Here is a 13,145-nt window from a genome sequence, read left to right as displayed (position 1 = left end):
GGCTTCACCGTGCACCCCCGTGTCGGCGCTTGGCCGTTCGACCATGTAGCCGTCGCGTTGGCGCCGTGTCGAGGTGCTGCGGGGCCCGGAGGTCCTCCAGCGGATCGAGAAGGCTCCGTCCCGCTGGCCGCCTGACGTGCCGCGCTGTCCGAGTGGCGCCGTCCAAGCCGCGCGCTGGCGTTCGGGAGCGCCGACATGCACGCTCGGCTCCTGGGCGCTGGTCAAGCCCAGTCCGCTGGGACAATTTCCCAGGTGCCGTGTTCGCTGCAGGAGCCGCGGAATCCGCATGCCCGCGTCGTTCCTCGTGCCCTGCCCCGGCTGTGAAGGATGGTGTCGAGGTTCGGAAGACCAGCAGGTCTTCATGGGCGGCGGCGCAGGCGGGGATGCCACGGTCACGGGCGCGGCGGGCCTCCAGCATCTGGAAGAACGACGCGCGTGAGACGATCTGCCCGTCCCGCAACCCACACAGCAGCGCCACCAACCGGTCAGAGGGAATCAACCCGGCCTTCTCGGCGGCCTGAATGACGTGGCCAGGTAGGTCGATCAGTTCGCCCTTCACCCGGATGGGCCGCACCGTCACCGCGACGACGCCGCCGGATCTCAGCACACGAACGCAGCCAGCAAGGATCTGGGTGAAGCCGTCGAAGAGCTCCTCCAGCCCGCAGTGGGCCAGGTTGCCGCGATCGGCCGAGTACCGCGTATCCCACTTCTCGATCCGTGGCTCACCCGAGTCGCGGCTGGAACGCACGTGGCCGTGAGTCGAGGCACCGTAGGGCGGCGAGGTCAGCACCAGCGCCGCACGCCCGCGCTCCTGCGAGAGATTCGTCGGCAGGTGCCGCGAGTCCCCGCAGTGGACCTTCGCCTGGCCGGTGGCACCCTGAGATCGAGCATGCTGAACATTGCGGGCCGCGAGCCGAGCGAAGTCCCCCTCGTACTCCACTCCGGCCGCGTCCCGCCCCAGATGGACTGCCTCGACCAGAGTGGTGCCGATCCCGCACATCGGATCCACCACCAGCTCCCCCGGATCGGTGTAGGCGGAGATGACCTGCGCGGCGATCTGCGGCAGCATCCGGGCCGGATGCTTCATCGACTCGGACACGTACCGGCCCTGCCGCTGGACGCGAGACGGCTTCTGACCGGTCACCAGCACCGACAGCCTTGAACACGGCTGCTGGTCGCTCATCGCGCGCTCCTCTCCGGCTTGGCCGACGGGGCCGCGGCCGACTTGGTGAACAGGCACACGTCGGCGTGCACGGTGGCGGCGGGCGGCAGCGCCCGGGACCGGACGTCCCGCAGCTGGGCCAGTTCGTGCGGGCGGGCCTGCACGACGAGGGTGTCTCCGGCGACCGGGACGCGCAGCGCGATGACGTGCTGGCGGTAGCGGAACCCCAGCGCCCGAGCCTGCCGAATGATCTGCGGCGCCGGATCCACCATCCGCCCATCCTCATGGCGGGCGGTGGTGATCACTGCGAGATGTCCGCCGCGCCGCAGCACCCGCCACGCACCCAGCAAGAAGCCCTCCAGCCGCAGTTCCCCGCCGGTCAGGGTGTCCGACAGGCACGCCGGGCATCCCCCATGGCCACGTCGCGGGACCGGTTCCTGCACGGCACCGAGCCGGTAGGGCGGCGGCGCGGCGACCACCAGCGAAACCCGCTCCAGGTGATCGGCCAGACCGCGCAGCATCTGGTCCGGCCGACACGGACGGAACAGCAGTCCGGACAACTGCCGGTCGGGCAGGTCGGTGCGTAGCAGTGTCGCGATGTGCCGCGCGAGCGGCGGGTGCGGCACGCAACTGATCGCGCGCCGGCCGGACCGGGCCGCCGCCCGCAGGACCGCGTCGCTGGTGGTGAACCCCTCGGCGACCACCTCCCCCTCGCGGGTACAGGTGTCGATCAGATGCTGAGCCAGTTCGGCGCCCACAGCACGGCGATGGCGCCCGCACAGCCAGGGACCCGAGCCGGTGGCCACGGGTCTGATCTCGTGGTCGGCGTCAGGACACAGCCACACGGTCAAGGGCAGCAGCTGCCGCGCAGACCCGTTGGGACTCGTACTGGAGTGACCGGAACCGGGTGCTCCGAAGCTGGGCGGTGAAGTACTCATGATGCGGTGACCCGTTGCGGCCACCCGATCCCCACGCCCCTTAATAACCTCCCAGGCGCTGGTCCTGGACATCGGGGAGTGCCCCGGTCCTGGCCGACGTACGCACGGTTACCGGCAACGGGCTCGCGCGCTGCGAGACTTCCTGCTCACCGATCGGCTGCGTGACCTCGCAGCGCCAGATCCGACAGAGCGCGTCGACGAGGCTCCTTCGTGTTGACATGAAGTCATGAAGGCCCGAGTCCCGCGTAGCTCAAGCAGCGCGGATTTCTTTGAGCCGGCCCTTACCCAAGGTGCGGACGCCGAGTGTCGGCGCAGGTAGGAGGCGGTTTCGGTATGCCTTCGATTCTTTAACTAGCTGCCCCACGACATGCATGACCGCAACGTCTTGGCGTATTCGTGCAGGTCACCGCAGGTTTCGCTGCGATTTCGGTGCGGTCGCACTGCTCGAAGGTCGGCCAGGACGACGCCGAAGATGCGCCGATGCAGTGCCGAACAGGGGTGGAGATCTGACGGCGACCCATTCGCTCCGCGTTCTCCGGGGGTTTGCCATGTCCACCAACCGCTCCACGTCTGTCCGTACCGTCACCTCGCCAAGGACGGAATTGGCCGAGGCACCGTCCGGCCACCACGACCTTGACGGTGAGCTTCGCACCGACATCGACCGCGGCAACGCGATCGACGCCGTCGAGGCCAGCTTCGGCCTGCTGGTCCAGGGTCCATCGCCGCTCTGCGTGGACGGAGCCGAGATCGGGCACGGCCTTCCGGCACGCTCGATCGGCTTGCGCGAGATGCGAGCGATCCTGCTGCACCCCTCGACCGGCTACGCCGCACGTGACGCGGTCTGGGCTCAGCTGGTGTCCCGTGCTCGGCACGACGGACCGGCCTGGGTGGTCGGGTGCCTCGGGATCGCCTTGCCTGGGCTGAAGGCGACCTTGGCACGGGTGACTTCCGGCTGTGGTTGGCAGGAGCCGCACCGGATCGACGAGGCCGCGGCTGCGATGGTCAGCGCGTTCCACCAAGGGCTGCTCACCATCGACATCGACCGCAAGGCCATCGGCCCGCGGCTGCTGCTGCGCGCACGGAAAGCCGCCTACGGTGCCGGTACCAACGGCTCACCGCTCATGCAGGTGGCGCCCGAAAGCATGGCGGAGACGGTGCTGCCGCCGGTGACACAGAGGCCCGCTGGGCACGTCGATCTGGTGCTGGCCGAAGCCGTCCGGCAGGGGGTCCTCTCCCGGTTCGAAGCCTCGGTCATCGGGGTGACCCGGTTCGAGGACGTCGACCCCCGCCAGCTCGCCGAACAGCTCGGCACGGGTTACGAGGCGCTGATGAAGCGGCGCCGGCGTGCCGAGCGCAGGCTCGGCGAGGCCATCCAAGCGGGCGATCTCGCAGAGATCAGCGAACTGATGTCCAATCCGGGCTCCTGAAAGGTCATTAAGGGGCGAAGGAGCTCGCAGGACGGGAGCGGTTCGGGCAGGCGGCCACCCGGTCCCCACAACCAGCCGACCGCCCGTCCGCGCCCTCGGAGGAGGACACCCGGAGCCCGCCCGCTCCCGTCCCGCGAGCCCTTCCCGAGCTGCCAGTGATCAGGGAAACGTCCGCTCTCCATCCGTTCGGAGGCCTCACCATGAACGCGCAGCCGTCCCGTACGGTTACCGCCCGCTCCTCCACCGCGCCCGGCGGGAAAGGCGTCAGCTGGATCCGCTCTGTCACCACGAGCGTAAGCAGTGGCGTCAGCAGGGTCCGGACTTCTGCGGCGAACGGCAGGAAGGGGGTCAGCTGGGTTCGGGTGGCCGCCGCATTGCTGCTCGCAGCGGTCGGCGTCCTGGCCGTGGTCGTCCTGGTGGTGCCCGGCGTCGCCGAGGCCGTGGCCGACCTCAACCAGGTCATCACCAACCTGCGCAACGTGATCGTCGGGCTGCTGGTCGGGTTGGCGACACTGTTCGCCACGATCGGCGGGCTGCGCTACATCCTCGCCGGCGGCGACCCCAGCGAAGTCGAGGCCGCCAAGAAGACCCTGCGGTCGGCCGCGATCGGGTACGGCGTCGCGGTCATGGCGCCGGTGCTGGTCAAGATCCTCCAGGGCATAGTGGGCGAGGCATGACCCGGCGCCGCATCCGGCAACGCGCTCCCGTCCTGTGGCTGCTGCTTGCCCTGGCCGTATTCGGGGGCAGCGTTACCCTCGTGGGCTCAGAGCCCAGCGATCGAGCCGATGTTCGTACGGTGAGTGCCGCCGTCGCAGTGTCCCCTTCGACGACGCCATCGCCGTCTCCGTCGACCACGCCGTCGCTCACGCCCGCGCCCTCGGATGTGTCGCCGTCGCCCCATCGACGGAAGGGGACAGCACGACGCCCGGTCCCGCCCCGTCCACACCCGGCTCACCGCCCGAGGACGACGACTGCGGCATGTGGGACTTCATGTGCTCGGTCAGCCAGGGCATCACCGGATGGTTCCGGGACCTGGCCAAGTCCGGTTCCGAGTCGGTGATGTCGTTCCTGGCGGCCACGGTGATGGGCACCCCGGAGATCGATTCGCCAGAGATGGCCCGCGCCGCGAAGCTTTGGGGCTCCTCACAGACGATCGCCAACACCTGCTTCGTTCTCATCATCACGGTCGTCGGCGTGCTGCTGATGACGGGGCATTCCCTGCCAGGTGAGCTGACCGTCAAGGACCTGCTGCCGCGGGTGCTACTGGCGTTCCTGTCGGCCAACTTGAGCCTGGTCCTGATCGGGTACGCCATCTCGTTCGCCAACGGTTTGGCGGCGGCGTTCCTGTCGGCTGGGGAGCAGCGGATCGATCCCGACCGGGTCGGAACGCTGATGTCCTCCAGCATCACGGCCACGATCAACACCACCGGCATGTTTCCCATCCTGGTAACGCTGGTCGCGCTCGTGATGGCCGCGATGGTGGCGTTCATCTACGTCATGCGGCTGGCGATCACGATGGTGCTCATCGCCGCCGCGCCGATCGCGCTGATGTTCCACGCGCTGCCGATGACCGAAGGCATCGCACGCCTGTGGTGGCGGGGCATCACCGGGATGCTGGCCATCCAGGTCTGCCAGGCGCTGGTGTTCGTTACCGCGCTGCAGGTGCTTTTCACCAGCACCGGCTCGGGCGACGATCATCTCTGGGGCATTCCGAGCAAGGCCGACCTCATCGACCTGCTGCTGCTCAACTGCCTGCTCTACCTGATGATCCGCATCCCGTCCTGGGTCGCCCGGACCATCTGGCAGCCCGCCCAACCGCGAATGCTCACCCAGGCCGCCCGAAGCATCCTGATGTACTACACCTTCGGCGCCATCACGCGAGCTACACGCGCTGGCCGCGCTGCCGGGGCGGCCGGGCCCCGCCGTCCGAAGCCGGGCCCTGGAGGTGGCGGCAGGCCCAAGGGACCGGGGCCACACCCAGGCAGTCCCGGACCGGCGAACGGGCCCAAAACCCAGCCTCCGGGTGGCGGGCCTCGTCCCAGCAACGCCGAGCGGAAGTCGGGCATGCAGCCGAAGCGGCGGCCAGTAGGGGACAAGCGCCCACACCGCTACAACCGGCGACGCCCCGGCAACCACCGCAGCCGACCCGGCCGCCGCCCACCCCCGCCCGGCAGCCCGATAAAACCGGGCCGCCCTGCTCCACGGCGAGGTGGTCCGGCAGGTGGTGGGACTCCGCAGTCGAACACCCGCACCGTGCCCGTTCGTCCAGTCCGGCCTTCTTGGAGCCGCTCCGCAACGGCACCCGTCTTCCCAGGTGCCCGGCGCACCGTTCCGCAACGCCGTACACCCGCGCCCGCACGGCAAGCCACGCTGCGGCTCGTTCCACCCCGTCGTAAAGGAGGTCGCCGGTGAACGGCGAAGACTACGAGCCCCTGGTGGCCACGATCCCCGCCGACATCGAGCAGCCCGACAAGGTCCTGGCCGGCCAGACCGCCCGGCAGGTGCTCATCCTCGGGATCACCGGCCTTCTCACCGTGTGGCTGTACCTGCTCATCGCCAGTCTGCTGCCGCTGCTCGTGGTGATGCTGGTGTTGCTTCCAGTGGTGGCCGCCGGGAGCGCGCTGGCTTTGGGGCGGCGGGACGGGCTCGGCCTGGACCGGTTCGCCTGGCTGGGAATCACGCATTGGCCCCGCCGCAAAACGCAGGTCGCTGCGCCGGAGGGGGTCGAGGCGCTGCCGCGCTGGTGCCGGATACGCGGGCAGCTGCCCGCTCCGCTGCGGTTGCCCGTCCGCGCCATCCGCGAGGACGGGGTCATGGAGCTGGCCGACGGCGGTATGGCGGCGATCGTCCGGGCCGGGACGATCTCATTCGGGCTGCGGACGGCGGCTGAGCAGGCATCGCTGGTGGCGTTCCTGGGGCGCTGGCTCAACTCACTCGACGCCAGCGTGCAGATCCTCATCCAGACCCGATGCGCCGACCTTTCCGGGTTGTCTGCCCAGGTCGGTGTAGCCGCTGCTCAGCTCCCGCATCCGGCCTTGGAACGAGCAGCGCTCGCCCATGCCGATTTCCTGCTCGAGCTGTCCCGCTCCCGCGAGCTCCTGACCCGCGAAGTCCTCATCGTCATCCGCGACCAGCCCGGCGGTGACCGCCGCAAGACCGGTGGAGGTGACGGGGCCAGGAACGCCAGCGCAGCCGTCGTCCTCCGCCGAGCCGAGGAGACCGAACGAGCTCTGACCGCGATCGGCATCTCAGTCGAAGCCCTCGACGCCACCGCCTGCACCCGGGTACTGATCGACGCCCTCTCACCGGGTCAAGCACGGCCGCCAGGCGGCATCCCGGATCCAGACCAGCCGATCACCTCCGCCCTGTCGATGGACGAAGGAGCCGCCCAGTGAACGCCACGCACCTTCCCGCCCGTCTCAAGGGCCTCATCCGCCGGGCTGATCCCGAAGCCGAGGCGCGGAATCCATCGGCGCTCACCTTCACTCCATCGGCGCTGCGCATCGGCACCAAGAGCGTCGAGTTCCCCGAGCAGACGTGCGCCTCGTTCGCCGTGGTCGGCTATCCGCGCGAGGTCGGCGCGGGCTGGCTGGAGCCGCTGCTGACCTACCCGGGCCGCTTGGACGTGTCGCTGCACATCGAGCCGATCCCACCACTGGTGGCCGCGCAGCGTCTGCGGCGCCAGCTCGCCCGGCTGGAGTCCTCCTCGCGCGCCGACGCCCGAGCAGGGCGGTTGGCCGACTTCGCCGCCGAGGCCGCGGCCGAGGACGCCGCGGAGCTGTCGGCGGCGCTGGCGCGCGGAAACGGCAAGCTCTTCCGCGTCGGGCTTTACCTGACCATCTACGCACCCGACGCCGAGGCGCTGGAGGCCGAAAGCCAGCAGGTACGGGCACTGGCCGCGTCCCTGCTTCTGGACGCCCAGCCCACAACCTTCCGGGCCATACAGGGGTGGATCAGCAGCTTGCCGCTGGGCACCGACCCGGTGAAGCAACGGCGCAGCTTCGACACCAGCGCGCTGGCGGCCAGCTTCCCGTTCGCCTCCCCTGACCTCAACGCTCCGATCGGCACAACCGGGGTGCTGTACGGGCTGAACATCTCCAGCTCAGGCGTAGTGCTGTGGGACCGCTACGCCCAGGACAACCACAACTCCGTCGTCTTGGCCCGTTCGGGTGCGGGCAAGTCCTACTTCACCAAGCTGGAGACGCTGCGGCTGCTGTACCACGGCGTCGAGATCGCCGTGATCGACCCGGAGGACGAGTACCGGCGCCTGGCCGAGGCGGTCGGCGGGACCCACATCGCGCTTGGCGCGGAAGGGGTGTCTTTCAACCCGTTCGACCTGCCCGAAACCCGAAACGTCGACGTTCTCACCCGGCGGGCGCTGTTCATCCAGACCCTGGTCTCCGCGATGCTCGGCGAGGAGCTACCACCCGCCGCCCGCGCCGCCTTGGACAAAGCCGTGCTCGCCGCGTACGCCTCCAAGGGCATCTCCGCCGACCGTGCTACCTGGGGTCGGCCCGCGCCGCTGCTGGCCGATCTGGTCGAGCAGCTCACCATCAGCAAGGACACCGAGGCCGACCACATCGCCGCGCGGCTGGCCCCGTACGTGGCCGGCTCGTACAAGGAGCTGTTCGCCGCTGCCACCACCACCCGTCCCGGCGGGCATCTCACCGTCTTCTCCCTCCGGGCTCTGCCCGACGAGATCAAATCGGTCGGCGTGCTGCTCGCCCTGGATTCAATCTGGCGGCGCGTGTCCGACCCCGTCGACCGCCGCCCGCGCCTGGTCGTGGTGGACGAGGCCTGGCTGCTGATGAAGGAGCCCGAAGGCGCCAAGTTCCTTTACCGCCTGGCCAAGTCGGCACGCAAGTACTGGGCCGGGCTGGCCGTCATAACCCAGGATGCCGCCGATCTGCTGTCCTCCGACCTCGGCCGGGCGGTGGTGTCCAACGCCGCAACCCAGGTCCTGCTCCGCCAATCGCCCCAGGCCATCGGAGCCGTCGTCGAGGCGTTCAACCTCTCCGACGGCGAACGCGCCTTCCTGCTGTCGGCCGATCGCGGCGAGGGGCTGCTGTGCGGAGGCAACGCCGGTGACCGGGCCGCCTTCGCCGCAGTCGCCTCGCCCACCGAACACCAGCTCGTCACCACCAATCCGGCCGAAATCGCCGAACTCGAAGCAGCCGGCGAGGAGGACGACCCGCTATGAACGAAAGGCTCGCCTCCTCAGGGTGGGACTGGACTGACCTGGTCAACGCACCAGAGGTGCTCGCCTCCCTGCTCACCGATAACGCGGTGGCCATCACGGCGGGAATGATCGCTGCGGCCGCCGTCGTGCTCGGGTACCGCGAGGTCGTTTGGCACTGGCGGCATGCCCGCCACCAGCGGGCAGCCCGGATCATCATGGTCTCCGTACCGCCGGTGGTCGACCGGCACAGCGCGGAAGCCTGGTGGTCGCACCAGGTCGGGCTGCTCGCGCCACTGTGGAAACGGTGGACCGTGGGCCAGCCTCACCTGGCTTTCGAGTACGTCGCCGACGCCTCCGGCATCCGGATACAGGTATGGGTTCCAGGGACGGTCCCGCCCGGGATGATCGAGAAAACGATCCGCGCGGCATGGCCCGGAGCCACCCTCTCCACTACCGAAGCCGCAGCCGCCATCCCCACCCGCGAAGCCACTGGCGGGCGGCTCGTAACTGCCCGCGCGGACCACTTCCCACTCAGAATCGATTACGACTCTGACCCGCTGCGGCCCCTGCTAGGCGCCGCCGCCGGCCTGCGCCGAGGCGAGCACGCCATCGTCCAGGTCCTTGCCCGTCCCGTCACCGGCCTCCGTCTCAAGCGCGCCTACCAGGCAGCAGCAGCCCTGCGACGCGGGCACTCAACGGCGCCGCAAGGAACTCTGTTCGACCTGGTCACCCCTGGAAAGACCGGGCGACCGCGCAACCTCGACACCACTCGAACCCATCCCGAACGCACCGGCCAGATCCGCGCCATCCTCACCAAGGCGGCACAGCCCCGCTTCGAGGTCCAAGTCCGCTACGCCGTGGCAACCGACGCGAGAAGCGATCCATCCGCGTTCGGATGGCTACGCGGGCAGGCACACGCCCTTGCCTCCACCTTCGCCATCTACGGCTCTGGCCAGCAGTACCTGCGCCGCAAACGCCTCCACCACCCGCTGCAACGCATCGCCTCGCGAAAACTGCGCCGCGGACACCTCTTCTCCGTCCCAGAACTCGCCGCGCTCGCCCACCTGCCCATGGACGCCGACGCACCAGGCATCACCCGCGCCGGAGCCCGCCCGGTCGCACCCTCACCCGCCGTGCCAGCCGACGGCGAGGTACGGGTGCTCGGCGACGCCGACGCGGGCCACCCGCGCCCCGTGGCACTCCCGATAACCGGCGCCCGCCAGCACGTCCACGTGCTCGGCCAGACCGGCGTCGGCAAATCCACGCTGCTGGCCTCGATGATCCTCTCCGACGCCCACGCCGGACGAGGAGCACTGGTGATCGATCCGAAAGGAGATCTGGTCATCGACGTCCTGGACCGGCTCCCATACCCAATGGTCGAGCGAACCGTACTGTTCGATCCCACCGACTCCGGTCCGCCGCCGTCGGTGAACGTCCTCGCCGGTCCCGATCCCCACTTCGCCGTGGACTCGACCGTGACGATCTTCCACCGCTGCTTCTCCTCGGCCTGGGGACCTCGCCTCGACGACCTGCTGCGCTCAGCGTGCCTGACACTCATAGGCGTCAACGGATCCCGCGCCACGCTCACGCAGATTCCCAAGCTCCTCACCGACTCCGCCTACCGGGCACGCATCGTCAGCCAGCTCGCCGACGAGCTGCTGACCGGCTTCTGGAACGGCTACGACGACCTCTCCCCCGGCGCCCGAGCCACCGTCATCGGCCCGGTCATGAACAAGCTGCGCGCCGTCTTGCTCCGCCCCTTCGTCCGAGACGCCCTGTCAGCCACCGAGTCGACCGTGGACCTCGGCCGGCACCTGGACGCAGGCGGCCTCGTCCTGGCGCGCCTGCCCAAAGGCGTCCTAGGCGAGGACGCCACACGCCTCTTCGGCTCCATGCTCCTGGCCCACACCTGGCAAGGCGTCACCCGCCGAGCCGCCCAACCCGAGGACCGGCGCCCGGACTCAGCGGCCTACGTGGACGAATGCCACAACTTCCTCAACCTGCCCGGTTCAGTCTCCGACATCCTCGCTGAGGCCCGCGGCTACCGGCTCTCCCTCGTCCTAGCCCACCAGCATCTCACCCAGCTGCCCAGAGACCTGCGCGACGCCGTCTCCGCCGACGCCCGCAACAAGATCTACTTCACCACCTCACCCGAAGACGCCGGCGAACTCGCCCGCCACGTCGCCCCACTGCTGTCCGTCCACGACCTCGCCCACCTCGGCGCCTTCCAAGCCGCCGGTCGCCTGATCACCGGCAGCGAGCCCAGCCGCGCCTTCACCTTCCGGACCCGGCCACTGTCCGCAGTCGTCAACGGACGCCAGCAGGCCACGCGCCGAGTCTCACGCAGCCAGTACGGCGCCACAAGGCCCGTCGACCGGAAGCGACCACCACGCCCCCGAACAGCCCCGGCTGATCCCCGTACACGACGCGGGAGAGGTGACTCATGAGCCGACCGGTTCAACGCCACCGAACCCAGCGCACATCGCGTCCCCGAGCCAACCCGGAACTGCTCGCCGAACTCGCCTACCGCCTCACCCAACGCGATCGTGAAGTGATCGAGCTGGTGTGGGAGCACCGCGTCCTCACCACCCACCAGCTCACCGCGATCTGCTTCGGGAACTACAGCAAGGCCCGGCACCGGCTCCTGGCCCTGTACCGGCTCACCGCCCTGGAGCGGTTCCAACCCTGGACACCCTCAGGAAGCACGCCCTGGCACTGGGTACTCGGTCCCGGCGGCGCCCACGTGCTTGCAGGCGAACGCGGCATCGACCCCGCCGAGCTCGGCTACCGCAGGGAGGCGGCGCTGGCCATCTCCCACTCCGCCAAGCTCGGCCACCAGGTCGGCGTCAACGACTTCTTCGCCCGACTCCACACTGCCACCCGCACCCACCCAGGATCAGCCGTGGCCAAGTGGTGGGACGAACGGCGATGCGCTGCCCTCTGGGGAGACCTTGCCCACCCCGACGCCTACGGACGCTGGACCGAGCCCCACGCCGAAATCGACTTCTTCCTCGAACATGACACCGGCAGCGAAACCCTCGCCCGTGTCGCCGACAAACTCGCCGGCTACGCCTCCCTCGCCGAGTCCACCGGCATCACCACACCTGTACTGCTCTGGCTCCCCAGCACAGCCCGCGAAGCCAACCTCCGCAAGCGACTCGGCACCCCGGAAGTACCAGTGGCCACCGCCGTGCACACGCCTGCAACCGCACCGGAAGGCCCCGCTGGGCGAGTGTGGCTGCCGACCGGGTCATCAGGCCCCCGGCTGCGGTTGGCCGACTTGGCCAGCGCCTGGCCGGAGGCCGCGCGGCAGAATCACTCGGCTCCGGGCAAGGCGAGCTGATGCCAGCCCTCGCAGCAGGGGCGGCTTTGGTCGTCATCTTGCTCGTGGTGATCATTGGCGCGGTCAGCGGAGCGACCTCCTCAAGCCGGTCCTCCACCACTACCTGCGCGCCTGAGAAGGCCTCCCCCGCAACGGCGAAGGCCGCCGATATCCCGGCTACATATCTCGACCTCTACATGAAGGCCGGGAAGAAGTACGGCATCCCGTGGCCCGTGCTCGCCGCCGTCGGTGCCGCCGAGTCCGACCACGGACGGTCGCGGTATAAGGGCGTCCGCTCCGGCGAGAACCACGCCGGAGCCGCAGGCCCGATGCAGTTCCAGGCCGCCACCTGGGAGGCCTTCGGCGTGGACGGCGACCGTGACGGTGAAACCGACCGCTACGACCCGGCCGACGCCATCCCGTCCGCCGCGCGCTACCTCAAACACAACGGTGCGCCCGCCCGGCTGCGCGCGGCGCTCTACCGCTACAACCAGTCCTGGACGTACGTGAACGATGTCCTGGCCCGCGCCCGCACCTACGCCCAACACGCGAAACCGACGGACGGTAACGCCTGTGCCGCCCCCGCTGGCGTACGCGTCCCCAGCGGCACTATCGAAAAGATCATCACCTTCGCCATGGCCCAGCGCGGCAAGCGGTACGTCTTCGGCGCTACCGGCCCCGACGCGTGGGACTGCTCCAGCCTCGTCCAAGCCGCCTACCGCGCCGCCGGATTCACCATCCCCCGCACCACCTTCGCGCAATGGCCCTTCGGCGCGCGCATACCCAAAGGCTCCGAACAACCCGGCGACCTGGTCTTCTTCAACTCCGGCCCCGGCACCTCCAGCAGTAGCCCGGGACACGTCGGCCTGGTCATCGCTCCCGGCAAGATGGTCGCTGCCCGCTGCTCCACCTGCATTCCCAACATCGGAGTCCAGTCCTATAAACGCTCCGACTGGATGGGCGTCACCCGCCCACTGCTCCGGCTGGGCAAGTCCCGCTGATACACCACACGCCGTTTGAACAGCACGCCCGTTCTCCGGCCAGCTCCGAGGCCGGCCCAACTCGTTGCTTCGTGCTGAGGCTTGGTAGACCGCCTCGCCGGGACGTTCCGCACTGG

The 13,145-nt window shown here is 69.4% G+C and carries 10 protein-coding genes; 8 read left to right on the top strand and 2 right to left on the bottom strand.

Features of this window, described 5'->3' with window-relative positions:
• Positions 1 to 4 precede the first annotated feature (4 nt).
• Together ABGB11_RS26810 and ABGB11_RS26805 are read right to left on the bottom strand one after the other, a co-directional pair.
• Positions 5 to 1,183 (bottom strand): DNA methyltransferase, encoded by a 1,179-nt coding sequence (locus ABGB11_RS26810; protein WP_347636957.1) that lies wholly within the window; start codon positions 1,181 to 1,183, stop codon positions 5 to 7.
• Entirely contained in the window at positions 1,180 to 1,920 is a 741-nt protein-coding gene (locus ABGB11_RS26805; protein WP_347636955.1) for a hypothetical protein, read from the bottom strand. Before ABGB11_RS26805 ends, ABGB11_RS26810 begins: the two co-directional genes overlap by 4 nt.
• Positions 1,921 to 2,648: 728 nt before the next feature.
• Between ABGB11_RS26805 and ABGB11_RS26800 the strand changes: the two genes are divergently transcribed.
• From ABGB11_RS26800 to ABGB11_RS26765, 8 genes are all read left to right on the top strand, one after another.
• Complete coding sequence (locus tag ABGB11_RS26800; RefSeq protein WP_347636953.1) at positions 2,649 to 3,527, top strand: hypothetical protein; 879 nt, start codon at positions 2,649 to 2,651, stop codon at positions 3,525 to 3,527.
• Positions 3,528 to 3,889: 362 nt separating this feature from the next.
• Complete coding sequence (locus tag ABGB11_RS26795; protein WP_347636951.1) at positions 3,890 to 4,204, top strand: pilin; 315 nt, start codon at positions 3,890 to 3,892, stop codon at positions 4,202 to 4,204.
• A gap of 301 nt (positions 4,205 to 4,505) precedes the next feature.
• A complete protein-coding gene (locus ABGB11_RS26790; protein ID WP_347636949.1) occupies positions 4,506 to 5,939 on the top strand; it encodes a hypothetical protein in 1,434 nt (477 codons plus the stop codon).
• Entirely contained in the window at positions 5,936 to 6,922 is a 987-nt protein-coding gene (locus tag ABGB11_RS26785; protein WP_347636947.1) for a PrgI family protein, read from the top strand. The genes ABGB11_RS26790 and ABGB11_RS26785 overlap by 4 nt, the downstream gene beginning before the upstream one ends.
• Positions 6,919 to 8,727 carry an ATP-binding protein gene (locus tag ABGB11_RS26780; RefSeq protein WP_347636945.1) on the top strand — a complete coding sequence of 603 codons (1,809 nt, stop codon included), beginning with the start codon at positions 6,919 to 6,921 and terminating at the stop codon, positions 8,725 to 8,727. The genes ABGB11_RS26785 and ABGB11_RS26780 overlap by 4 nt, the downstream gene beginning before the upstream one ends.
• Entirely contained in the window at positions 8,724 to 11,153 is a 2,430-nt protein-coding gene (locus ABGB11_RS26775) for a type IV secretion system DNA-binding domain-containing protein (RefSeq protein WP_347636943.1), read from the top strand. Before ABGB11_RS26780 ends, ABGB11_RS26775 begins: the two co-directional genes overlap by 4 nt.
• Positions 11,150 to 12,049, top strand: coding sequence for a replication-relaxation family protein (locus ABGB11_RS26770; RefSeq protein ID WP_347636941.1), 900 nt, complete (start codon positions 11,150 to 11,152; stop codon positions 12,047 to 12,049). Before ABGB11_RS26775 ends, ABGB11_RS26770 begins: the two co-directional genes overlap by 4 nt.
• The gene (locus tag ABGB11_RS26765) at positions 12,049 to 13,029 is read left to right on the top strand and encodes an NlpC/P60 family protein (RefSeq protein ID WP_347636939.1); all 981 of its coding nucleotides are present in this window, start codon (positions 12,049 to 12,051) and stop codon (positions 13,027 to 13,029) included. Before ABGB11_RS26770 ends, ABGB11_RS26765 begins: the two co-directional genes overlap by 1 nt.
• The last annotated feature ends 116 nt before the right edge of the window (positions 13,030 to 13,145 follow it).

It is taken from the genome of Actinomadura sp. B10D3, from assembly GCF_039871695.1.
Classification (GTDB): Bacteria; Actinomycetota; Actinomycetes; order Streptosporangiales; family Streptosporangiaceae; genus Spirillospora; species Spirillospora madurae.
Note: the sequence above shows the minus strand (reverse complement) of the source record. Positions and strands in the feature narration are given on the sequence as shown.